Here is a 22,159-nt window from a genome sequence, read left to right as displayed (position 1 = left end):
GCCTGACCCTGTCTGGAGGGAAGTATGAGTTTCTTGAATAAAACTGCGGCCAGCGTGCTGGCACTGGGCCTGAGCGCAAGCGCCGGTCTTGCTGAGGATTGCACCATCAAGGTGGGCGTTCTGCACTCGCTGTCCGGCACCATGGCGATTTCCGAAACCACGCTGAAGGACACCATGCTGATGCTGGTGGCCGATCAAAACGAAAAAGGCGGACTTCTGGGCTGCGAACTGGAAGCGGTCGTTGTTGACCCCGCTTCCGACTGGCCGCTGTTTGCCGAAAAGGCGCGCGAGCTGCTGACCGTGCATGATGTGGACGTGATTTTTGGCAACTGGACCTCCGTGAGCCGGAAATCCGTCCTGCCCGTCATCGAAGAGCTGAACGGCCTGCTGTTCTACCCCGTCCAGTACGAGGGCGAGGAAAGCTCCAAGAACGTCTTCTACACCGGCGCTGCGCCGAACCAGCAGGCGATCCCGGCCACGGATTATTTCCTTGAGGAACTGGGCGTCGAGAAATTCGCGCTGCTGGGCACCGACTATGTCTACCCGCGCACGACCAACAACATCCTTGAAAGCTATCTCAAGGGCAAAGGCATCGCTGACAGCGATATCTTCGTGAACTACACGCCCTTTGGTCATTCCGACTGGTCCAAGATCGTCGCCGACGTGGTGGCGCTTGGCGCCGACGGTAAGAAGGTCGGTGTGATCTCCACCATCAACGGTGACGCCAACATCGGCTTCTACAAGGAACTGGCAGCGGCAGGCATTTCCGCCGATGACATCCCGGTCGTGGCCTTCTCGGTCGGTGAGGAAGAACTCTCGGGTCTCGATACCTCGAACCTGGTCGGTCACCTGGCGGCCTGGAACTACTTCCAGTCGGCAGACACCGAGGCCAACGAAGCCTTCGTCGCCAAGTGGAAAGAGCTGATGGGCGAAGAGCGCGTCACCAATGACCCGATGGAAGCGCATTATATCGGCTTTAACATGTGGGCGAACGCCGTGACCGAAGCAGGCAGCGCTGATGTCGATGCCGTGCGCGCCGCCATGTACGGGCAGGAATTCCCGAACCTGACCGGCGGCACCGCCGTGATGCTGCCGAACCACCACCTGGCCAAGCCGGTGCTGATCGGTGAAATCCAGGAGGACGGCCAGTTCGATATCATCTCCGCCACCGATCCGGTGCCGGGCGATGCATGGACCGACTTCCTGCCGGAATCGGCGGTTCTGAAGTCCGACTGGAAGGATCTTGGCTGCGGTATGTACAACACCGAAACCGAGACCTGCGTTCAGACGCTTTCGAACTACTGATCTTCTTACCCTTGAAGACAGAGTCGCGGCGGGGGCCCTTGTTGGGTTCCCGCCTCGGCAGACGCGCCGCGCGGCCTGCCCATGTGGGTCACGCAAGGCGGATCTTTCAGAGCGGATCTCAACGATATGAAACGACTATTCCTTGCGTGCCTCGCGCTGTTCTGCGCGTGTCAGATCGCCCTTGCCCAGACCCCGGCGGGGGACGGGCCGCTGCAGCAGCTGCTGCAGGAAAACCGGGCGCTGATCGAGAAAAGTTCCCGCACCTCCATCGGACCGGTGATCACCGCGATTGCCGACAGTGGCCTGCCGCAGGCCCGCGGGTTTCTGGAGGCCTGGCAGAACAAGGACATCTGGCAGCGCAAGGAGGACGGTCTGTTCTTTGTGGGCGAGGAAGTCGCCAAACGGACCTATGCCCTCAGCAGCCCGGATGACGGCACTCTTGCCGGAGAATATCCCAAGAAAGAATTGAAACAGCTGAAACCCAACAGCGGCGTGCGGGCGCTGATCGCCACCGCTCTGGTGCAGTTCCAACTGAGCGACCCTGACCCTGCCACCCGCGCCGAGGGGCTGCTGGCCATCGAACGCGCCCCCGGCGCCGATCTGCTGGCGCCGCTGCGCGCCTCAATCCCGGGGGAGGAGGATCCGGCGCTGAAGGCCCGCAAAACCCGGCTGGAGCGGCTTTTGACCATCGCCTATGGTGCCGATGAGGCAGAGCGGATCGACGCGATCAAAGGTGTCTCGAACGATCTCAGCGTCGATGTGCGCGCCGCCCTCAATCCGCTGGTGGCGGTTACTGTGGAGGTTGCCGAGGGGTTGCCCGAGGACCGCAATATCGCCCGCACCCTGACGCCCGACGAAGATGGTATATCCCGCAATGAAGCCTATGACATGCTGGTTACCGCTGGCCACGTGCCCGCGCGCACCACTGCCGATGCCCTGCGCCAGACCCTCGCCGAGCATATCGAGGGTGGACGCGTCGCGGGCGTGCCGCTGGCGCAGCTTTCAAACGAGATGATCCGGCAAAAGGTATATGACAGCCTCGCCTCGGACGGGAAGGTGGACCCTTTCGTGGGCGAAGAGGCGATTACCATCGCTCTCAGCCATTATGTGTTCTTCGAAACCTACGCCGAGCCCTCTGCCGCCGTGACCGATGCCGCCGAACAGGCGCTGGAGACGATCGGCACCAAGGTTGCGCTCAACCAGGCGGTGGATCTGGGGCTTGATGCTATCTCGCTCGCCTCGATCTATTTCCTTGCGGCTATCGGCCTTGCCATCACATTTGGCCTGATGGGGGTCATCAACATGGCCCATGGCGAGTTCATCATGATGGGCGCCTACACGGGCTATGTGGTGCAGCAGATCATTCCCAATCATACGGTTTCGATCCTTGTCGCCATCCCGCTGGCTTTTGCGGTGACATTTGCCGCCGGTGTCGCGATGGAGCGGCTGGTGATCCGACATCTCTATAACCGCCCGCTTGAGACCCTGCTGGCGACCTTCGGGATCTCCATCGCGCTGCAGCAGCTTGCCAAGAACATCTTTGGCACGCAGGCCCGCCCGCTGACGGCACCCGGCTGGCTAGATGGGGCCTGGATGATCAACGACGTGGTGTCGATCAGCTATATCCGCATCGCGATCTTCGTGCTGGCGATGATCTTTCTGGCGCTGTTCCTCTTCATCATGCGGCGCACGCGGCTGGGGCTTGAGACCCGCGCGGTGACGCAGAACCCGCGCATGGCGTCGTCGATGGGGATCAATCCGGGACGGGTGAACATGCTGACCTTTGGTCTGGGATCGGGCATTGCCGGGATCGCGGGTGTCGCCATTGGGTTGTTCGCCAAGGTCACGTCGGAACTTGGGCAGGATTACATCGTGCAAAGCTTCATGACCGTGGTCGTGGGCGGTGTCGGCAATATCTTCGGCACCCTGGCCGGGGCGGCGATGATCGGCTCCCTGCAAAAGGGGATCGAGTGGCTGAACCCGTCGAACACGCTGGCGGCGCAGACCTACATGATCATCTTCATCATCATCTTCATTCAGTTCCGCCCACGAGGGATCATCGCCCTCAAGGGCCGCGCGGCGGGGGATTGACCCATGCGACAGTCATTCATTGCAAAGAACCCATCCGTTCTGGTCTTCCTGTCTACCCTCGCGCTGTTCACCCTCTTGGTGACTGTGTTTGCCGAGGGGCCGGGGGCCGGGCTGATCCCCACAAGTTTTGTGAAAACGCTGGGCAAGACGCTGTGCCTCTGCCTGATTGCCATCGCGATGGACTTGATCTGGGGTTACACGGGCATCCTGTCGCTGGGCCATTTCGCCTTTTTCGGGCTGGGCGGCTACATGATCGGCATGTGGCTAATGTATGAGCGTACCCGCCTGATCGTCACCGAGGCATTGGCGCAGGGCGACATCCCCCCGACCGAGGCCGAGGTGGTCGATGGCATCGGCAGCCAGATCTTCGGCGTGGTCGGCAGCAGCGAATTCCCCATGGTCTGGATGTTTGCTGACAGTCTGGTGCTACAACTGATGCTGGTGGTGCTGGTGCCGGGCATTCTGGCGGCCATCTTTGGCTGGCTCGCCTTCCGCAGCCGGGTCACGGGCGTCTATCTCTCGATCCTGACGCAGGCAATGACGCTGGCCTTGGCGCTTTACCTCTTTCAGAACGATTCCGGCCTGCGCGGCAACAACGGTCTGTCGGGCCTGCAAAACCTGCCGGGTGTCGAGGCACCGCAGGCAGAGGTCTCGATGTGGTTCTTCTGGGCTTCGGCGCTTGCCTTGGGTCTTGGCTACCTGCTGGCGGCCTGGGTTGTGTCGGGCAAGTTCGGATCGGTCATTCGCGGCATCCGCGACAACGAGGCCCGCGTGCGCTTCCTTGGCTACCCGGTCGAGACCTTCAAACTGGCGGTCTTTACCCTCACCGCCTGCATCGCCGCCATCGCGGGCGCGCTTTATTATCCGCAGGCGGGCATCATCAACCCGGCGGAAATGGCCCCCGTTGCCTCAATCTATCTGGCGGTCTGGGTCGCAATCGGCGGGCGCGGGCGGCTTTATGGCGCGGTAATCGGCGCGGCCTTTGTTTCGCTTGTGTCCACATGGTTCACCGGCGGGCAGGCGCCTGACATCCCGCTGGGGTTCTACACCATCAAATGGGTGGACTGGTGGCAGGTGATCCTGGGTCTCTCCTTCGTCCTGGTGACGCTGTTTGCGCCGAAAGGCATCGGTGGCCTCTTTGACCTCTTGCAGCGAAAGGACCGGACATGAGCACGCTTCTCGAAGTTTCCGGCGTCTCCGTCAGCTTCGACGGGTTCAAGGCGATCAACAACCTGTCGTTCCAGATCGCCGAGGCCGAGCTGCGCGCGGTGATCGGACCCAATGGCGCGGGCAAGACCACCTTCATGGATATCGTCACCGGCAAGACACGCCCAGACGAGGGCCGAGTGATCTGGGGCGAAAAATCCCTGTCCCTCCTCGACATGGACGAGGCGCAGATCGCGCGGCAGGGGATCGGGCGCAAGTTCCAGAAACCCACGGTGTTCGAGGACCAGTCGGTACGCGACAACCTGATGATGGCCCTGAAAAAGGACCGCTGGGTGATCGCGGTGCTGCTGTTTCGCGCCTCAGACGCCGACACTGCGCGGGTCGAGGAACTGGCGGCAGAGGTTGGCCTTGCGGACCAACTGGACCGGATCGCCGGAGAGCTGTCCCACGGCCAGAAGCAGTGGCTCGAGATCGGCATGCTTCTGGCGCAGGAGCCGCGGCTATTGTTGGTGGATGAACCTGCGGCGGGCATGACGCCGGAGGAACGCGAACATACCACCGACCTGCTGGTGGAGGCGGCCAAGACCCGCGCGGTGGTCGTCGTCGAACACGATATGGAGTTCGTGCGGCGCCTCAATTGCAAGGTCACGGTGCTGCACGAGGGCGCGGTGCTGGCAGAAGGGGGATTGGATCACGTGACCTCCGATCCCGAAGTCATCGATGTTTATCTGGGGCGCTGAGCGATGCTGGATCTGAAAGATATCACCCTCCACTATGGCCGCAGCCGCATCCTGAATGGCATTTCCATGCAGGCCGATCTGGGCGAGGTCACCTGCGTGATGGGCTGCAATGGCGTCGGCAAGACCAGCCTGATGAAGGCGGTCACCGGCACCCACCCGCGGTCGGGCGGCACCATGACGTTTGACGGGCAGGAAATCGGCGTGGTGCCTGCGCATCAACTGGCGCGTGCGGGCATCGCCTATGTACCGCAGGGGCGCGATATCTTCCCGCTCTTGACGGTGAAGGAGAACCTTGAGACGGGATTTGCCTGCCTGCCGAAGGAAGAGCATTTCATCCCTGACCACATTTACGAGCTGTTCCCGATCCTGAAGGATTTCCTCGCCCGGCGCGGTGGCGATCTGTCCGGCGGGCAGCAACAGCAGCTGGCCATTGCCCGCGCCCTGATCACCAAGCCCAAGCTTTTGGTGCTGGACGAACCGACTGAGGGTATCCAGCCCAATATCATCAAGCAGATCGGCGAGGTCATCAAACTCCTGCGCACGCAGGGCGACATGGCGATCATCCTGGTCGAGCAGTTCTTCGATTTCGCCTATGAGCTGGCCGACCGCTTCGTGGTCCTGCGCCGGGGTGAAGTGGTGCTGGAGGGCCGCAAGGGCGCGGTCGAGCGTGACGCCCTGCTGGAGGGGGTTTCGGTCTGACCTGATTTTGGCAGGGCCTTGCTCTCAGGCGAAAACCGGCGCCTTTCGCGCCTGTGGCAGCAGGAAGGGCATGCCGCCCGGCGGGGTGGTATTGACCGGCACCGGGCAGCCATAGACCTCGGCGAGCGCCTGGTCCGTCAGCACCTCTGTCGGGGAACCTTTGGCAGCGATGCGGCCCGCCTGCATTAGCACCACGTGATCGGCGAACATGGCGGTGAGGTTCAGATCATGCATCACCGCAACCACGCCGCCGCCCGCCGCCGCATAGCGCCGCGCCAGATCCATCACCGTGAACTGATGGCCGATATCAAGGCTCGCCACCGGTTCATCCAGGATCAGCCAGCGCGGGGTGCCATCGACCACCGGCTGCCAGACCTGCGTCAGAACGCGGGCCAGCTGCACCCGCTGCTGCTCGCCCCCCGACAGGTCCTGATAATATCGCCCGGCAAACCCGCCGAGATCCACCGCCTCCAGCGCCTGCATCGGCAGCTCGGTTTCGCCCGCCGACAGACCGGCGCTCAGGCCGAGCCGCACGATCTCCAACACGGTAAAGGGAAAGGCGATGCTGGTGCTTTGCGGCTGCACCGCGCGGATGGCCGCCAGCTCCCAGGGTTTCAGTGTGGTGGTGTCCTGCCCATTGAGCAGCACCCGGCCCGTATGGGCGATCTCGCCGGTCATGGCGCGCAGAAGCGTGGTCTTGCCCGAGCCATTGGGGCCGACGATGGCGGTGACGCGTCCCGGTTCAGCGGCAAAATCCACCCCGTGCAGGATGGTGCGCTGTCCCAGCTTTACGGTGATCTCAAAGGCTTGCATGTATTTATCCGATCAAAGGCCAAGGCCCGCGCGGCGTTTCAGAAGGATCCACAGGAAGACCGGCGCGCCAAGGACGGCGGTGACGATCCCGATGGGTAGCTCTGCCGGGGTGATGATCACCCGCGCGATCATGTCGGCGGCCAATAGAAGCGTGGCCCCCAGAAGGGCGGCATTGGGCAAAAGCGGATGGTGATCCGGCCCGGTGGCAAGGCGCAGCAGATGCGGCACTACGATGCCGATGAAGCCGATACCACCCGAGACCGCCACAGCAGCGCCGGTGGCGCCGGCGACAGCCATGATCGCGATATTCTTCACCCGCTGCACAGGGATGCCGATGTGCCCGGCGGCGGCCTCTCCCAGCGCCAGCCCGTTGAGACCGCGCGCAAGGAAGGGCGCGGCACACAGGGAGAGTCCGATCACCGGCAGGGCGGCGAGAACCTTGGTCCAGGTGGCGCCCGCGAGCGACCCCATGCCCCAGAAGGTCAGATCACGCAGTTGGTTGTCATCGGCCATGTAGACAAGAATGCCCGACAGCGCCCCGGCCAGCGCGCCAAGGGCGATACCGGCCAGCAGCATGGTCGCAACCGAGGTCTGCCCGCCGCGCGTGGCAGTGCGATAGAGGATCAGCGTCGATCCCCAGCCGCCAAAGAAGGCCGCGACCGGCACAAGGCCGTTGCCCAATGTGTCGCGCAAGGCGGCTGGCAGCAGGCTGCCCAGCACGATGGCGGTGATCGCGGCCAGACCCGCTCCGGCGCTGACGCCGACGATACCGGGATCGGCCAGCGGATTGCGGAAGAGCCCCTGCATCACCGCGCCGGAGACCGCCAGCGCAGCCCCCACGAGGATGCCAAGGCACAGGCGCGGCAGGCGGATGTCGAACAGGATGATCCGGTCCAGTTGTGACAGCTCGCGCCCCGTGATCAGATCCCCAAGGGCGGACCAGACCGAAGTGCCCGCTGCGCCAAAGGTCAGAGAGCTCAACGAAGTGACCAGCAGCAGAGCCGCGAGCGCCAGCGTCAGCCGCCGGGCCTGATGGCGACGGTCCACCGGCGCCCCGGTGGACCGACCCTGAGCCTGACCTCGGTTCCGGGTTGTCGCGTCTGCTGCCAGGCTCATTCCGTGTGACCTTCGTAAAAGGCCTCTGACAGGGTCCGGATCGTGTCAGCGGTGCGCGGGCCAAATCCCAGCAGGGATTGCCCGTCCATGCGCACCAGCCGTTCGTTCTGTGCCGCTGGTGTGGGGATCAGCGCAGGCAGGCTGGCCAGCTGCTCCATCGCGACGCCGTGGTCGCCGCCCCGGTCCATTGCCAGAATCACATCCGGGGCGGTGGCGGAAACCGCTTCATCCGTCATCGGTTTGTAGCCCTCGAAGGCGTCGATGGCGTTGATGCCGCCCGACAGGCGGATGATGCCATCGGCGGCGGTGTTGCGACCTCCGGCCATGATCCGCCCGCCTTGCGTGGACAGCACGAACAGCACCCGCACCGGCGCATCGCCTGCGCGCGCCTGCGCCTCTGCATGGGCGGCCTCCAGATCGGGGGCAATGTCACCCAGCAAGGCCTTGGCCTTGTCCTCGGCGCCAAGGGCGGCGGCCACGGTTTCGATCTTCGTGATCACGCCAGCAGGAGAGTAGACCTCGGGCACCTCGGCATAGGCGATATCGGCCTGTTTCAGCACATCCAGCGTTTCCACCGGACCGGCCCCGGCGCTGGCGATGATCAGATCGGGCGATACCGACAGGACACCTTCTGGCGACAGGGCACGGGCATAACCGATATTGGGTAGCGCCTCGGCCTCTGCCGGGTAGCTGGAGGTGCTGTCGCGGGCCACCAGACGATGGCCTTCACCCAGAGCATAGACGATCTCGGTGACCGATCCGCCGACACTGACAACGCGCTCTGCCGGGGCGGCAAGGGCCATCTGCCCGGCAAGAGTGCCGAGCAGGAACAGGCCAGCGCCTTTGGAAAGACGGGAGAGCAGAGACATCACACGGTCTCCGGCTCGGCCCGGGTTTCAGCCTCCAGCGAGGGAAGCGCGGCAACAATTGCATCCCATGCCGGGCGGCTGTCGTTGTCGTCGGTGCGGCGGCCAAAGACCTGGAACAGGATGGTGCCATCGGCATCAAAGGCCTCATAAGACACTGCATCGCCACGCTTGGTCGGCTTGTTGACGGCCCAGACCTCGGCCACGTGGTCAAGGCGCAGGTGCAGGTCGAAACCGGGGTCGAGGATGTTCTGCCAGGGCCCCATTTCGCGCAGATTCCGGACCGGGCCGCCGTGGATTTCGATGCAGCCGCGGTTGCCGACAAAGATCATCACTTCAATCTCCTGCTCGCGTACGGCTTCCAGCATCGGGGTGACGGTGTCTGTCGGCAGCTTGCGGGCCAGAGGCTCCCCGGCGATGCGATAGGCACCCAGACGGTTCATCTTCAACTTCGAGCACAGGCGCAGGAACTGGTGCGTGTCAGTCATCTTGGCCCATTCGGCGCGCAGGACATCGACCTTGTCCGGGTCTGATTTGGCGCCCTCGGGCGGGATACGGGGCGCGACTTCCAGCGTGTCGGATTGTTCCGGCAGCGCCAGATCGGCGACGATCCGGTCCCAGGCCGCCAGGTCGGAGGCTTCGCGTAAGTGGATCTTGTGCACCGCGTCTCCAGCGGCATCAAAGAACTGCAGCGAGCGGGCGGTGCCGTTCTTGCCTTCACGTTCCACCGCAAAGGCAGTGACGAAATGGCGCGGGAAAAGGCGCAGGTCGATTTCCTCGGTCAGCACCAGAGAGGCGTGAACGCCACCCTGATAGTGGCTGTAACGCCCGACCTTTTCGATCACGCAGGAATCGTTTCGGGTCAGCGCCATGACCTCGCCCAGCTCTTCCAGCCGGGGAAAGACGACATCGGGGTTTGCTTCAATGCGGGTCACACCCGCGCCACTGAAGGCGGCGACAAGCTGCGCCTCGGTGATGTTGAACTTGTCGGCAAAATCGCGGTCGCGCAGCTGCGCATGGTCAGCACGTTCGGCGCGGATCTGCTCTGCGGAGACAGGAGTCGGAGTGGTCATGTCGGGCCCTTTCGGAGGCGGTCTGCATATCGTTTGGAAAGGGCTGGCTGTGGCTGCCGGTCGGGGCAGATCACGCTGGCGGCTGAGGGATCAGCGGGTCGGAATTTATGTTGACTGTTTTTATCATCTTTACTAACAGGCTCAAGCGGAATTTTGAATTTCGCCAAAGATCAATCCTGAAATACCGTGCCAGCCCCCACGCAAGCCTTCGGTTCGAATACGAATAGATGCGAAGGAAAATGTGATGGGCAAACAGCGTATATCCATGCGGCTGTTGGGAACGGTGTCAGTGCTGGGGCTGACAATGAACGCGGGCGCGCAGGCGCAGGATCTGCCGCTGGATCTGCAGGGCGAGGGGTTTCTCGGCACTGTTGAACTGGGGCAGGGCAAGCGCGAGGTGCAGACCGCAACCGCGACGCCGCAGACCGTGATTACCCAGGACGAGCTGAACGATAGGCAGGCCGGATCCGTGGCTGAGCTGATCGATTCGGTACCCGGTGTCACGCTGGTGAATGGCAGCCGTCCGCAGGGCTCGGGCCTGAATATCCGCGGCTTTGGCGCCACCAGCAGCTATGGCACCGATCAGAAGGTGCAGATCATGATCGACGGCGCCTCTACCGGGTCAGAGGAGCTTTACCGGATCGGCACGCAGCTGTTCACCGATCCCGAGCTCTACAAACGCGTGTCGGTGATCCGGGGCACCATCGGCAGTTTCGAATACGGCTCGGGCATTATCGGCGGCGTGGTACAGCTTGATACAAAGGATGCGGCGGATTTCACCGGCGGTGAGATCGGTCTACGGTTTCGCCAGACCATCGGCGCCTCGAGCAATGCAAAGGGCTTCGTGACGTCCTCCATTCTGGCCTGGCAGCCTACCGAGCGGCTGGAGGTTCTGTTCAATTACACCCTGCGTGATGTCGACGCCTACAAGGACGGAAACGGGCAGGTCGTGCCCAATACCGAGAGCCGCATGCCCTCGTATCTGGGTAAGGTGAAATACAGCTTTGGCGACAATAACGATCATTCGATCACCGCCTCCTACAACTATTCCGAAACAGATGAAAAAGACGTCCCCTACGATACTTTCGGCACCACCGGCGGCTCCTTTGGCAACGTCGACCGCAAGGTCAGCAACGAGGTCGCCGGGCTGCGCTATCGCTGGAACCCGGTTGGCAATGACCTGATCGATCTGGACGTTAACCTGACTCGCTCGACACAGCATATCGATACCGCCTATGTGCCCGGTTCCAGCCCGCTGGAGGGCACCTCTTCGGGGCCAGGCGTCATTGCCCTGGCCGATGCGGATCAGGATTACGAGATCACCAAGCTGACCGCGAAGAACAGCATGTATTTCGTGACCGGCATGGCGACACACGATCTGCGGCTTGGGGTTGAGGTGATGCAGCGCGAGCGCCTGAACGCACCTTCGGCCCCCGGCGGCACCGACCGGCGTCTGGCCTTGTTCGCGGTGGATGACATCGGTATCGGCGATCACTGGACCATCACCCCGGCCATGCGGTTTGAAACCCAGGATATCGAGGCCCACGACGGATCCTCGTCCTATGATAACTCCGCGCTGATGGGCGGGCTTTCGGCGCGCTATGAATTCGCTTCGGGCTGGGCGCTCTTTGGCAGCGGTGCCTATACCGAGAACCTGCCGATCATCGATGATCTTGGCTCGCCGCGCTACATGACCCAGCCGGAGCGGTCCCATACCTTTGAATTGGGCGCCTCCTATACCTCAAGCGGCGTGTTCACGGCGGGTGATGCTCTGCAGGCCAAGGTAAACCTGTTCAAAGGCAAGCTTTGGGACATCACCTCTTACGTGGACAGCAATTTCAACCCGATCCGCGAAGTGAACAGCGAAGGCATCGAGATCGAAGCCACATACAGCATGGACAACGGCTTTTACGCCGATTTCAACGCGGCGGTTGGCGAATACACCGCGGTTTCGGCGGGCGGGGCCAGCGGCGTCTGGCGCAACACCCCTGCGGACAGCGCCCGCCTGACCCTGGGCAAGCGGATCGGCGAGGCCTGGGATCTGAGCTGGGAACTGGTCGGCAGCAAATCCTTCACCGATTACAACGGCGATCTGATCAAGGGCTATGGCATCAGCAACCTGCGTGCCACCTACCGGGTGCAGACCGGCGCGCTCAGTGGCGCCGAGGTGCGGCTTGGCGTCGAAAACGCCTTTGACAGAGTCTACACGCCCGCGCTGGCGACCCGCACCGCACCGGGGCGCAACATCAAGCTGACCCTGGCGAAAACCTTCTGACCCAACGGAGATTGAAGAGGTTCCAAATGGTATGCGTAAACAGGAAATGGGTGGCCCCGGCAGCGGTTTTGCTGGCGGGGTTGGGTGGCGCGGCACGGGCCGCAGACCCGGCCGTGTCGATCGAGCTGAGCGCGGCAGAGCAGATCGGCGAGGCTTGCCTGCTGTCCTTTGTGGCGCAGAACGATCATGTGCAGGATATCGGTCAGGCGGTTTATGAAACCGTTCTGTTCGACGCAAAAGGACAGGTGGCGCGGCTGACATTGCTGGATTTCCAGGACCTGCCTGCGGGGCGGATGCGGGTGCGCCAGTTCCAGTTTCCCTATGCCTGCGACGGCATCAGTCGGGTGCTGATCAACGGCGCCACCACCTGCACCGGCGGGGCTGATCTGCCAGAGGCCGCCTGCAGTAGGGGCATCACGCTCAGCAGCCGCATCGATCTGGAGTTGCTGGGATGATGTGGCTTCACGATGCGCTGCTTGGGGTTCTGGATCTGGGCGGCCCGGTGGTTCTTCTGCTGCTCTGCGTGTCGGTGCTGACAGCGGCTTTGGTGCTCTACAAGATCTGGCAGTACCGCACTGCGCGGGTGGGCCGCCACGCCCATCTGTCCGCCGCTGTCACCGCCTGGGACCATGGCGATCGCGACGGCGCCCTGCGGCAGCTGGAAAGCAGCCGATCCTATCTCGCGCCGGTATTCCGGCTTGCGCTGGCGGCCGGTCCCGAAACTGCGGCGGATGCGGCCCTGTCCGACCGTGCCGATGCCGAGGCCGAGGATTGCTTTGCCCAGCTCGAACGGGGGCTTGGGGCGCTTGATATGGTGTCGCAACTGGCGCCGCTGATGGGGCTTTTCGGCACCGTGATCGGCATGATCGAAGCCTTTCAGAAACTGCAGACCGCAGGCTCATCGGTGGATCCGGCGCTGCTGGCCGGTGGCATCTGGGTGGCGCTTCTGACCACAGCGGCGGGGCTTGCCGTGGCGATGCCGACCTCGCTGGTCCTGAGCTGGCTGACGGCGCGGATGCAGCGCGAACGGGTCTTTGCCAACCGTGCCTTGCGGGTGCTGTTCTGCCCCGCCGAACAGGCTGAGGCCTCTCATGGCGGTTAAACTGCAGGGACAACGGCGCAGACGTCTTTCGATGACCTCGCTCATCGACGTGATCTTTCTGCTGCTGCTGTTCTTCATGCTGACTTCGACCTTCTCCAAATACGGCGAGGTGGAACTGATGGCGGCCGGGCAGGGCGCCAAGGCCCAGGACCGGCAGAAGCTGTTTGTGACCCTTGGCGCCGAACGTCTGATGTTGAACGGACAACAGGCGGATCTGGCTCGCATTGCCGATCTGGTGCGGCTGCAGCCGCAGGACGGCGGCGGCCATCTGGTGCTGATCAGCCCCGATGACACGGCCAGCGCGCAGCGGCTGGTGGATCTTCTGACCGCCCTGCGGCAGGTCGAGGGACTGCAGACGGTGGTGCTGGGCTGATGCGGATCACGCGGCATATCCCGAGCGAGCGCGAGCCGACCATCGCGCTGATCAATATCGTCTTTCTGATGCTGGTCTTCTTCATGATCGCAGGCACCCTGGCGCCGCCGCTGGACCGCGATCTAACGCTGATCAAGACCGCCGATCTGGAGGGCAGCGCGCCGCCGGATACATTGGTGATCCACGCCGACGGGCGGCTTAGCTATCGGAGCGCTCCGGTAGCAGATGCGGCATCATTTGTTGCTGAGCTGCCCGAGGAACAGCGCGCCGCGCTGCGGGTGGTGCCGGACCGGGACCTACCGGCGAAGAAGCTGGTGACCATCGGCAATGATCTGCGGGCGGCAGGCGCCAAGCGCGTCATCCTGATGTCGGAACGGGCCCTGCAATGAGCCGGGTGCCCCAGTCCCGCTTCGCCGCGCTTCTGGCGCTGACCATGGCCGCTGTGGCCCATGCTGGTGCGGTGGTGTTCACCGATACCGCACCGGTGGAGCAGGCGGGCGGTGAAACCGCGCTGGCTGCCGAAGGCAGCGCCTTTGCCAATCTCGCCGTGGGGGTGGAGGCACCGCAGCCCGCCGCCGTGATGCCGGAGCAGCCCCGCGCCGCGCAACAGACGCCCGAGGCGGCCCAGCCGGTGGAGACGCCACAGGTGCAGCGACAGGCGCAATTCCCCATGTTAGAGCCTGTTTTTGTCCCTGTTGTCACCGCCGCGCAGACACCGGGCATCGAGGTCACGCCGCCGCAGGTCCATAGCGATCCCATACCGCTCAAGGCTGTAACACCGACACCGCCGACGACTGCTCTGCCGCCCACCCAGCCAGCGGTGCAGCAGGCGGCAAAACCTATGGAAGCTGTTGAACAGGAACCGGTTGAACAGGCTGAGGCACCACAGCCTCCTATGGAGCAGGCGCCTCCGGTCGAACAGTCGCTGAAGCCAAGGCCCCGCCCGCTGCGCCCTCCGCAGGTGGCAAAGGCAGAGGCAGTGCACACCCCTCCTGAGCCGACAACGCCAAGCGCGCAACCGCGCGGCAACAGCAACGCCAACGCGACCCGCGGTGTCGCAGAGGGTGCTGCGAAACAGCCGGGCGGGCAATCGCGCCAGACGGGCAGCAAGGCCCGACAGCAGGGCAATGCGGCGGCGAGCAACTATCCCGGTCTGATCCTGCGCCGGATCGAGCGGGCCAAGCGCCGCGCCAATGTGCGGGGCGAGGCGGTCGTCGCCTTCCGGATCGCGCCCAGTGGCGGGTTGGCGCAGGTCGCGATTGCCCGCAGTTCTGGCTCCGCGCGGCTTGATGATATCGCGCTGGCACAAGTACGCCGGGCGGCGCCCTTTCCTCCGCCGCCTGCCGGTGCGCGCACCAGTTTTGCCGTGCGGATCAAGGGCAAGTGACAAAGGGGCGCGGGGGGATTTGATCAAAACACCTCGGCGCCGATTGCTGCGTCCGGAGGGCTGGGCTACACAGGCGCAACAGCGACAAGAACAGGAGCCGCCATGACCCCGCTTTCAGGCCTCAAAGTGGTTGAACTCGCCCGTATTCTGGCTGGCCCCTGGATTGGCCAGTCTTTGGCGGATCTGGGCGCCGAGGTGATCAAGGTCGAAAGCGAGGCAGGCGATGATACCCGCCACTGGGGCCCTCCGTTCATCGAGCGAGATGAGGACAAGACGGCGGCCTATTACTATGCGGCCAACCGCGGCAAGGATTGTGTCACCGCAGATTTCCGCACCAAGGAAGGTCGCCAGACAGTCATAGATCTGATCAAGGACGCCGACATCCTGATCGAGAACTTCAAGGTTGGCGGCCTGAAGAAATACGGGCTGGATTACGACAGCCTGAAACAGGTGAACCCGCGGCTGATCTATTGCTCGGTCACCGGTTTCGGGCAGGACGGCCCCTATGCCTCCCGCGCGGGCTATGACTTCCTGCTTCAAGGCATGTCGGGGCTGATGTCGATCACCGGCGATCCCGAGGGGCAGCCGCAAAAGGTCGGCGTCGCCATCACCGATATCGTGACCGGGCTTTACGGCACCATCGGCATTCTTGCAGCGGTCGAGCAACGCCACACCACGGGGCGGGGGCAGCATCTGGATATGTCGCTGCTGGATTGTGCCACGGCGATGCTGGCCAATCAGGCGATGAACTATCTCGCCACCGGCACCAGCCCGACGCGGCTGGGCAATGATCACCCCAATATCGCGCCCTATCAGGTGATGGCGGTGAAGGATGGCCATATCATTCTGGCGGTGGGCAACGACGGCCAATTCCAGCGGCTGTGTGATGCGCTGGGCCTGCCGGATCTGAAGGTCGATCCGCGGTTCCTGACCAATCAGCTGCGGGTGGCGAACCGTCAGGAGCTGACCGCGCTGCTGGAGACGGCCCTGATGCAATGGAGCCAATCTGATCTTCTGGCGGCACTGGAGGCGGCGACGGTTCCCGCCGGGCCGATCAACACCATCGGGCAGGCCTTTGACGATCCGCAGATCCAGCATCGTGGTATGCAGATCGCGCCTGAAGGGGTGCCAGGCGTCCGGGGGCCGTGGAAATTCTCGGATGCCGAATTGGCGCTGGAAAAATCCGCGCCAAAGCTTGCCAAATAAGGACGCGCGAAGGCAGGGTGGCGCCAAACTTTTTTAAGATTGGATGCCCCCTATGCCCGTGCCCTTTACTCTGATTGAAAACACTTGGATTCCGATGGCTGACGGGCGTCGTCTGGCGGCGCGGATCTGGCTGCCCGAAGGGGAGGGGCCGTTCCCGGCGATCCTGGAATACCTGCCCTATCGCAAACGCGATGGCACCGCGCCGCGGGATGAGACCACCCATACCGTTTTTGCCGGAGAAGGCTACGCCTGCATCCGCGTCGATATCTCGGGCAGCGGCGACAGCGAGGGGCTGTTCGACGATGAATATTCCGAACAGGAGCTGAGCGACGGCGAGGCGGTCCTCGCCTGGATCGCGGCGCAACCCTGGAGCACGGGTAAGGTCGGGATGATCGGCATCTCCTGGGGGGGCTTCAACGGCTTGCAACTGGCCTATCGCCGCCCACCCGAATTGCAGGCAGTGGTCTCGGTCGCGTCCACCGCAGACCGCTATGCGGATGACATCCACTACATGGGGGGATGCCTGCTCAGCGACAATGCTAACTGGGGCAGCCAGATGTTCGCCTATATGACGCGGCCCCTGGACCCCGAGCTGCGCCCCGACTGGCGCGATGCCTGGCTGGAGCGGATCGAGAAGCTGCCTTTCATGTCCGCCGACTGGCTGCGCCACCCGTCCCGCGATGACTTCTGGAAACATGGCTCGGTCTGCGAGGACTGGTCAGCGATCACCGCCCCGGTTCTGGCGATCACTGGCTGGGCCGATGCCTATCTCAATACGCCAGCGATGCTGGCGGCGAACCTGACCGCACCCACCAAGGCGCTGATGGGTCCGTGGGAGCATCGCTATGCGCATATCTCGAAACTCGATCCGGCGGATTTCCACGGCGAAGTTTTGCGCTGGTTCGACCATTGGTTGAAGGGCGAGGAAAGCGGCGCCGAGGCGCTGCCCGACTACCGTGTCTACATGCAGGAGCATTTCGGCCCCACCAAGGAAAACAAGCCCCGCAAGGGCCGCTGGGTGGCCGAGCAGAACTGGCCCTCGCCCAATGTCAGCGAACGGGTGGTTTATCTTTCGACAGGCGGTCTGACAGACACTGCAGGCAGCGGGGAGTGCAGGATTTCTAACCCTGCAACCGTCGGTCAGGCGGGGGGCTATTTCTGTCCGGGCATGCGGTTCGACAATGAACTCCCCGGCGATCAGGCGGGGGATGATGCGCTGTCGGCCTGTTTCGACACCGCGCCGCTGGAAGATGAGTTGCAGATCCTTGGCCGCCCGCGCGTGCGCATCGCCTTTACCGTTGATCGCCCGGTGGCACAGATCGTCGGACGCCTGTGCGATGTGGCGCCGGATGGATCCTCGCAGCGGATCAGCTATCGCCCTTTCAACCTGACGCATCTGAATGGCCATGACGCGCCCGCGCCTTTGGTGCCGGGGCAACGCTACGAGGTGGAGTTCCCCTTGAACGAATGCGCCCATGCGCTGCGCCCCGGTCATGTGCTGCGGCTGGCGCTCTCGACCTCCTACTGGCCCATCGTCTGGCCCGCACCAGAGGTGGCAGAGATCACGCTGGACCTGAAAGACTGCGCCCTGATCCTGCCAGAGCGAAAGGTGAGCGAGGAAATCCCGCCTGAGGCCCCCGGCCCCGCGCAGCCTTATCCGACCCTGGGCGGCAGGCAGCTGCGCGCGCCTTCGGGCACGTCAGAGACCAAGGCGCTTCCGGATGGTACGCTGGTGCTGGATACCTTTGACGACTACGGCGAGGCGGTGAACCCCCATAACGAAATGCAGGTCGGCAGCCATGTCACGATGCACTACGCGATCCACCCCGATGATCCGGCCACGGCCACCTTCAAATCCGACTGGCGCTTTACCTTTGCGCGCGGCGACTGGCAGGTGGCGATCGACACGGAAAACCGGATGACCTGCGATGCGCAGAATTTCTACCTCTGGCGGCGCATCCACGCCTATGAGGGCGGTGCATCAGAGCCGGTTCTGGTCAAGGAATGGTCCGAGACCGTACCGCGCGGCTGCCTCTAGCGGCAGCCTCAGAAGTCGAGGCCGAGGTCCAGAGTCGGCGCCGAATGGGTCAGCGCGCCGGAGGAGATGTAATCAACTCCGGTGGCGGCGACCTCAGCAATACGCTCCAGCTTCATGTTGCCGGATGCCTCGGTCACCAGATGGCCGCGCGTCATCTTGACGGCCTCTGCCAGCGTCGGCGTGTCCATGTTGTCGAGCAGGACAACATCCGCGCCGCCGGTCTTCAGCACCTCTTCGAGCTGGGCCAGGGTATCGACCTCGATCTCCACCTTCATCATGTGGCTGACGCTGGCCTTTGCGGCTTCCAGAACCGCCGTAATGCCTCCGGCCGCCGCGATGTGGTTGTCCTTGATCAGGATCGCATCCGACAGGCCAAAGCGGTGGTTGTAACCGCCGCCGTGCAAAACCGCCTGCTTTTCCGCGAGTCGCAGGCCCGGCGTGGTCTTGCGGGTGCAGGTGATGCGGGTGTCCGTTCCAGTTGTTTCGCGCACGAAACAATGGGTCAGTTTTGCGATCCCAGTCAGGCGGCCCGCGAAATTCAGCGCCACCCGCTCGCCGGATAGGATCGAAGCGGCAGAACCTTCGATGGTCATCAGCGTATCGCCGGGTTTGCAGGCACTGCCATCGGGCAGCAGCGTCTCCACCTTTAGCCCCGCGTCCACCAGATGAAAGGCGATGCGGGCGATCTGCATGCCGGACACGATGCCTGTCTCGCGGGCGTTCAGCCGGGCGGAATAGGTCACATCCGCCGGGATCACCGCGCGGGTGGTGATATCGCCGTTCTGGCCCAGATCCTCGTGCAGGGCGGCACGTACCATCGGTTCCAGAATCAGGTCGGGCAGGGTGGCGAAGGCAGTGCTCATGTGGGCTCCTTTGCGCTCTCGCCCGCGATCCGGTCGCGCAGGGCAAGGGCCTCGGTCAGGGTGATATGGGTGCGATGGGCCTGTGCGGGATCGGCCTCGGGGAAATCATCGCGGTAATGCCCGCCTCGGCTTTCGCGGCGCATCAGGGCGGCGGCGGCGATCACGGTGGCGGTGGCGCACATGTTGACGAAGGGTTCATCCTTCGCGTTCTCTGCCTCCAGCCGGGCAATGGTGACAAGCGCCGTCTTGAGGCCGTCCTCGGTGCGGCGTACGCCGACATTGGCGGTCATGGTCTCCCGCAGGGTCTGAACGGCGCTGGGATCTGTTTCGTGACCATCCGGGGCAAAGGTGATCGCGACCTCCGACAGATCGCCCTTTTGCGGCAGATCCTTCATATCGGCCGCGGCGGTGCGGGCATAGACCAGTGCCTCCAGCAATCCATTGGAGGCCAGCCGGTTGGCACCGTGCAGCCCGGTCGAGGAAGCCTCGCCGCAGACCCACAAATGGCCAAGGCTGGCACGCCCCTGCATGTCCGTGTCCACCCCGCCCATGTGGTAGTGGGCGGCGACGGCCACGGGGATCGGCCGGGTCACAGGGTCGATCCCGGCGCGGGCGCAGGTTTCGGCGACGGTGGGAAAGCGGGTTGCGACCTCGGCGCCAAGGGCCTGCCGGGTGTCCAGAACCGGGCGGCGCCCGGCTTGGGTCTCGGCAAAGATGGCGCGGGCCACGATGTCGCGCGGGGCCAGCTCGGCGTCCGGGTGGACCGCCTGCATGAAGCGTTCGCCCTTGTTGTTCATCAGCACCGCGCCATCGCCGCGCAGGGCCTCGGTCGCCAAGGGCGCCGGGTCTTCACCGATATCGAAGGCGGTGGGGTGGAACTGCACGAATTCAGGGTCGGCGATACGCACGCCCGCGCGGGCGGCAAGACCGATAACCTGCCCACGAATGCGGGGCGGGTTGGTCGTATGGGCAAAAAGCCCGCCAGAGCCGCCCCCGGCCAGAAGAACGCCGGGGCAAGTGATCAGGACGGGATCCGACGGCGCATCGGCCTGCGAGATCCAGACTCCGGTAACGGTATCGCCGTCTACCTCTAGTCGGACGGCCTGGGTGTTTTCCAGCACTTGCACCGAAGGGGCGGCGCGCACGGCGGCGATCAGGGTTTCCATGATCTGCGCCCCGGCCCGGTCGCCCTTCACGCGCACCACGCGGGCGGCGGAATGGGCGGCTTCGCGGCTCATCACGTAGTTGCCCGCCGCGTCGCGGTCAAAGGGCGTGCCAAGATCGGTCAGATCGAGGATATGCTCGCGCGCAACGCGGGTGACCATGGCGGCCACCTTTGGATCGACAGTGCCCGCGCCAGCGGTCCGGGTATCGGCGGCATGGGCTTCGGGGCTGTCGCTTTGATCCATGGCGGCGGCGACACCGCCCTGCGCCCAGGCAGAACTCGCGCCCTGACCAAGCGTTTCAGGAGAGATCATCAGCACTGGCCGCGGCGCCAGTTCCAGCGCCGCGTAAAGCGCGCCCAGACCGGCGCCGACGATGACGATGCGGCCGGTGTCAATGCGCCCGGTGCTGGCCTCTGTCACCGGTCAGATGCCCAGTTTCTGGCTGAGATCGATCATCCGCTGCACTGCAAGCCGCGCCTTGTCCGCGACCTGAGGGTCAACCTCGACCGGTTCGGACATGGTGTGCAGCGACCACAGGATTTTCTCCAGCGTGATCATCTTCATGTAGGGGCACATGTTGCAGGGGCCGACGAAATCCACCTCGGGCAGCTCATCCGCGATGTTCGAGGCCATCGAACATTCGGTGATCAGCATCGCCTTTTCCGGTTTTTCGTCCGTCACATATTTGATGATGCCGCTGGTGGAGCCGGAGAAATCCGCCTCGGCCACCACATCGGGGGGGCATTCGGGGTGGGCGATCAGCCGGGTGCCGGGGTTCCATTCGCGGAATTCGCGCAGGTCCTTGGCGGTGTATTGTTCGTGCACGATGCAGGAACCGTCCCACCAGACGATATTCTTCTGCGGCACCTGGTTGGCCACGTTCTGCGCCAGGTATTTGTCCGGCGTCATGATGACGGTGTCGCTGTCCATCGCGGCGACGATCTGCGCTGCATTGGAGGAGGTGCAGCAGATGTCGGAGGCGGCTTTCACCTCGGCGGTGGTGTTCACGTAAGTGACAACCGGCGCGCCGGGGTATTTGCGGCGCATCTCTTCCACGCCCGCGGCGGTGATGCTTTCGGCCAGCGAACAGCCTGCCGCCATATCGGGCATCAGCACGGTTTTCTCAGGAGAAAGGATCTTGGAGGTCTCGGCCATGAAATGCACGCCGCATTGCACGATCACATCCGCTTCGACGCGGGCGGCTTCGATGGCCAGCTGCAGGCTGTCGCCGACGAAATCCGCAACGCCGTGATAGATCTCCGGCGTCATGTAGTTGTGGGCCAAAATGACCGCGCCGCGTTCTTTCTTCAGCGCGTTGATCGCCGCGACATAGGGCGCATAGCGCGCCCAGTCGACCGGGTTCACCACGCGGTCCATGGTCTGGTACAGATCTGACATCTGTTCGGCCAGATCGGGGTTGGGCGCCAGATCATAGGTGCTGGCGAGTTGATCGCGCATGGTTTGCAGATCGAACATGGCATTTCCTCGAAAACGCGCCCTTGCGGAACTGTGGCGGGCACTTTGGGTCGGTCTTCTTTCACGTTCACATGCCGCGCGCAAGTAATGGTGCGAAAAGGCCGCAGGCTGGTCGCTGCTGCGCCGGGGCTGCTGTTGGGGTGGCCGGAAGGCCAAGAATCTCTTGCTCCGCGGGTTTGTAAACCCGGCGATAGAAGATCTGTTCCCCGGATCAAGCGCGGGCGTTGGGCATCTTTCTGTCCGGCGATGCGCAGTCACTCATCGATATAGTGGACAAATTGTCCTTTTTCAGGGGCGGCTGCATTTTTTTCTGTTTCGGGGTGCTTTCCTGTGTTTTGACACTGGGGAAAGCTGAGGGAAACAGGCCTGTAACCCTAAGCCATCGGGGGGAAAATCAAGCGTC

The 22,159-nt window shown here is 63.5% G+C and carries 20 protein-coding genes; 13 read left to right on the top strand and 7 right to left on the bottom strand.

Annotation, left to right across the window (positions count from 1 at the left end):
* Positions 1–24 precede the first annotated feature (24 nt).
* From urtA to urtE, 5 genes are all read left to right on the top strand, one after another.
* Positions 25–1,305 (top strand): urea ABC transporter substrate-binding protein, encoded by a 1,281-nt coding sequence (urtA, locus tag SM766_RS11085; protein WP_065272255.1) that lies wholly within the window; start codon positions 25–27, stop codon positions 1,303–1,305.
* A 126-nt stretch (positions 1,306–1,431) separates the two neighbouring features.
* Positions 1,432–3,396, top strand: coding sequence for an urea ABC transporter permease subunit UrtB (gene urtB / locus SM766_RS11080; protein ID WP_368947819.1), 1,965 nt, complete (start codon positions 1,432–1,434; stop codon positions 3,394–3,396).
* A 3-nt stretch (positions 3,397–3,399) separates the two neighbouring features.
* Positions 3,400–4,566: an urea ABC transporter permease subunit UrtC gene (urtC, locus tag SM766_RS11075; protein ID WP_368947818.1), complete on the top strand. Its 1,167-nt coding sequence runs from the start codon at positions 3,400–3,402 to the stop codon at positions 4,564–4,566.
* Positions 4,563–5,303 (top strand): urea ABC transporter ATP-binding protein UrtD, encoded by a 741-nt coding sequence (gene urtD, locus SM766_RS11070; RefSeq protein ID WP_274829481.1) that lies wholly within the window; start codon positions 4,563–4,565, stop codon positions 5,301–5,303. Before urtC ends, urtD begins: the two co-directional genes overlap by 4 nt.
* A gap of 3 nt (positions 5,304–5,306) precedes the next feature.
* A complete protein-coding gene (urtE, locus tag SM766_RS11065; protein WP_065272259.1) occupies positions 5,307–6,002 on the top strand; it encodes an urea ABC transporter ATP-binding subunit UrtE in 696 nt (231 codons plus the stop codon).
* A gap of 24 nt (positions 6,003–6,026) precedes the next feature.
* Here urtE and SM766_RS11060 read toward each other — a convergent pair whose 3' ends face one another.
* Genes SM766_RS11060 through SM766_RS11045 form a run of 4 tightly spaced genes read right to left on the bottom strand, consistent with a single transcriptional unit; the run spans position 6,027 to position 9,870 of the window.
* Entirely contained in the window at positions 6,027–6,815 is a 789-nt protein-coding gene (locus SM766_RS11060; protein WP_368947817.1) for a heme ABC transporter ATP-binding protein, read from the bottom strand.
* 12 nt (positions 6,816–6,827) lie between these two features.
* Positions 6,828–7,931, bottom strand: a complete 1,104-nt coding sequence (locus tag SM766_RS11055) for a FecCD family ABC transporter permease (RefSeq protein WP_368947816.1) — start codon at positions 7,929–7,931, stop codon at positions 6,828–6,830.
* On the bottom strand, positions 7,928–8,800 hold the full coding sequence (locus SM766_RS11050) for a heme/hemin ABC transporter substrate-binding protein (RefSeq protein WP_368947815.1): 873 nt from the start codon (positions 8,798–8,800) through the stop codon (positions 7,928–7,930). Before SM766_RS11050 ends, SM766_RS11055 begins: the two co-directional genes overlap by 4 nt.
* Positions 8,800–9,870 (bottom strand): hemin-degrading factor, encoded by a 1,071-nt coding sequence (locus tag SM766_RS11045; RefSeq protein WP_368947814.1) that lies wholly within the window; start codon positions 9,868–9,870, stop codon positions 8,800–8,802. The genes SM766_RS11050 and SM766_RS11045 overlap by 1 nt, the downstream gene beginning before the upstream one ends.
* 244 nt (positions 9,871–10,114) lie before the next feature.
* Here SM766_RS11045 and SM766_RS11040 point away from each other — a divergent pair, with 244 nt between their 5' ends.
* The 8 genes from SM766_RS11040 (at position 10,115) to SM766_RS11005 (ending at position 18,251) form a co-directional block, all read left to right on the top strand.
* Positions 10,115–12,145 (top strand): TonB-dependent receptor domain-containing protein, encoded by a 2,031-nt coding sequence (locus SM766_RS11040; protein ID WP_368947813.1) that lies wholly within the window; start codon positions 10,115–10,117, stop codon positions 12,143–12,145.
* Between the two features lie 26 nt (positions 12,146–12,171).
* Positions 12,172–12,600 (top strand): hypothetical protein, encoded by a 429-nt coding sequence (locus SM766_RS11035; protein ID WP_368947812.1) that lies wholly within the window; start codon positions 12,172–12,174, stop codon positions 12,598–12,600.
* Complete coding sequence (locus tag SM766_RS11030; protein ID WP_368947811.1) at positions 12,597–13,247, top strand: MotA/TolQ/ExbB proton channel family protein; 651 nt, start codon at positions 12,597–12,599, stop codon at positions 13,245–13,247. Before SM766_RS11035 ends, SM766_RS11030 begins: the two co-directional genes overlap by 4 nt.
* The gene (locus SM766_RS11025; RefSeq protein WP_368947810.1) at positions 13,237–13,620 is read left to right on the top strand and encodes an ExbD/TolR family protein; all 384 of its coding nucleotides are present in this window, start codon (positions 13,237–13,239) and stop codon (positions 13,618–13,620) included. The genes SM766_RS11030 and SM766_RS11025 overlap by 11 nt, the downstream gene beginning before the upstream one ends.
* Positions 13,620–14,009, top strand: a complete 390-nt coding sequence (locus tag SM766_RS11020) for an ExbD/TolR family protein (RefSeq protein WP_368947809.1) — start codon at positions 13,620–13,622, stop codon at positions 14,007–14,009. Before SM766_RS11025 ends, SM766_RS11020 begins: the two co-directional genes overlap by 1 nt.
* Positions 14,006–15,007 carry an energy transducer TonB gene (locus SM766_RS11015; RefSeq protein ID WP_368947808.1) on the top strand — a complete coding sequence of 334 codons (1,002 nt, stop codon included), beginning with the start codon at positions 14,006–14,008 and terminating at the stop codon, positions 15,005–15,007. Before SM766_RS11020 ends, SM766_RS11015 begins: the two co-directional genes overlap by 4 nt.
* 102 nt (positions 15,008–15,109) lie before the next feature.
* Positions 15,110–16,213 (top strand): CaiB/BaiF CoA transferase family protein, encoded by a 1,104-nt coding sequence (locus SM766_RS11010; RefSeq protein ID WP_274867748.1) that lies wholly within the window; start codon positions 15,110–15,112, stop codon positions 16,211–16,213.
* A 52-nt stretch (positions 16,214–16,265) separates the two neighbouring features.
* Positions 16,266–18,251, top strand: coding sequence for a CocE/NonD family hydrolase (locus SM766_RS11005; protein ID WP_368947807.1), 1,986 nt, complete (start codon positions 16,266–16,268; stop codon positions 18,249–18,251).
* 8 nt (positions 18,252–18,259) lie between these two features.
* On the opposite strand, the gene nadC is transcribed toward SM766_RS11005, so the two are convergent.
* From nadC to nadA, 3 genes are read right to left on the bottom strand one after another with little or no spacing between them, the layout of a single operon-like run.
* Positions 18,260–19,114, bottom strand: coding sequence for a carboxylating nicotinate-nucleotide diphosphorylase (nadC, locus tag SM766_RS11000; protein WP_368947806.1), 855 nt, complete (start codon positions 19,112–19,114; stop codon positions 18,260–18,262).
* A complete protein-coding gene (locus tag SM766_RS10995) occupies positions 19,111–20,700 on the bottom strand; it encodes an L-aspartate oxidase (protein ID WP_368947805.1) in 1,590 nt (529 codons plus the stop codon). Before SM766_RS10995 ends, nadC begins: the two co-directional genes overlap by 4 nt.
* A 3-nt stretch (positions 20,701–20,703) precedes the next feature.
* Positions 20,704–21,756, bottom strand: coding sequence for a quinolinate synthase NadA (gene nadA / locus SM766_RS10990; RefSeq protein WP_065272273.1), 1,053 nt, complete (start codon positions 21,754–21,756; stop codon positions 20,704–20,706).
* Positions 21,757–22,159 lie beyond the last annotated feature (403 nt).

Source organism: Pseudophaeobacter sp. A-200-2, from assembly GCF_041008815.1.
In the GTDB taxonomy this organism is placed as follows: Bacteria; Pseudomonadota; Alphaproteobacteria; order Rhodobacterales; family Rhodobacteraceae; genus Phycobacter; species Phycobacter gallaeciensis_A.
The sequence above is the reverse complement of the archived record's forward strand: the minus strand, read 5'-3'. Positions and strand labels throughout refer to the sequence as shown.

Excerpts from the sequence above, each read along its gene's own strand:
- SM766_RS11050 (WP_368947815.1), bottom strand. The coding sequence starts at position 8,800 with ATGTCTCTGCTCTCCCGTCTTTCCAAAGGCGCTGGCCTGTTCCTGCTC.
- urtE (WP_065272259.1), top strand. The coding sequence starts at position 5,307 with ATGCTGGATCTGAAAGATATCACCCTCCACTATGGCCGCAGCCGCATC.
- SM766_RS11005 (WP_368947807.1), top strand. The coding sequence starts at position 16,266 with ATGCCCGTGCCCTTTACTCTGATTGAAAACACTTGGATTCCGATGGCT.
- SM766_RS11040 (WP_368947813.1), top strand. The coding sequence starts at position 10,115 with ATGGGCAAACAGCGTATATCCATGCGGCTGTTGGGAACGGTGTCAGTG.
- nadA (WP_065272273.1), bottom strand. The coding sequence starts at position 21,756 with ATGTTCGATCTGCAAACCATGCGCGATCAACTCGCCAGCACCTATGAT.
- SM766_RS11035 (WP_368947812.1), top strand. The coding sequence starts at position 12,172 with ATGGTATGCGTAAACAGGAAATGGGTGGCCCCGGCAGCGGTTTTGCTG.
- SM766_RS11025 (WP_368947810.1), top strand. The coding sequence starts at position 13,237 with ATGGCGGTTAAACTGCAGGGACAACGGCGCAGACGTCTTTCGATGACC.
- SM766_RS11060 (WP_368947817.1), bottom strand. The coding sequence starts at position 6,815 with ATGCAAGCCTTTGAGATCACCGTAAAGCTGGGACAGCGCACCATCCTG.
- urtD (WP_274829481.1), top strand. The coding sequence starts at position 4,563 with ATGAGCACGCTTCTCGAAGTTTCCGGCGTCTCCGTCAGCTTCGACGGG.
- urtB (WP_368947819.1), top strand. The coding sequence starts at position 1,432 with ATGAAACGACTATTCCTTGCGTGCCTCGCGCTGTTCTGCGCGTGTCAG.
- SM766_RS11045 (WP_368947814.1), bottom strand. The coding sequence starts at position 9,870 with ATGACCACTCCGACTCCTGTCTCCGCAGAGCAGATCCGCGCCGAACGT.
- urtC (WP_368947818.1), top strand. The coding sequence starts at position 3,400 with ATGCGACAGTCATTCATTGCAAAGAACCCATCCGTTCTGGTCTTCCTG.
- SM766_RS11030 (WP_368947811.1), top strand. The coding sequence starts at position 12,597 with ATGATGTGGCTTCACGATGCGCTGCTTGGGGTTCTGGATCTGGGCGGC.
- urtA (WP_065272255.1), top strand. The coding sequence starts at position 25 with ATGAGTTTCTTGAATAAAACTGCGGCCAGCGTGCTGGCACTGGGCCTG.
- nadC (WP_368947806.1), bottom strand. The coding sequence starts at position 19,114 with ATGAGCACTGCCTTCGCCACCCTGCCCGACCTGATTCTGGAACCGATG.
- SM766_RS11010 (WP_274867748.1), top strand. The coding sequence starts at position 15,110 with ATGACCCCGCTTTCAGGCCTCAAAGTGGTTGAACTCGCCCGTATTCTG.
- SM766_RS11020 (WP_368947809.1), top strand. The coding sequence starts at position 13,620 with ATGCGGATCACGCGGCATATCCCGAGCGAGCGCGAGCCGACCATCGCG.
- SM766_RS11015 (WP_368947808.1), top strand. The coding sequence starts at position 14,006 with ATGAGCCGGGTGCCCCAGTCCCGCTTCGCCGCGCTTCTGGCGCTGACC.
- SM766_RS11055 (WP_368947816.1), bottom strand. The coding sequence starts at position 7,931 with ATGAGCCTGGCAGCAGACGCGACAACCCGGAACCGAGGTCAGGCTCAG.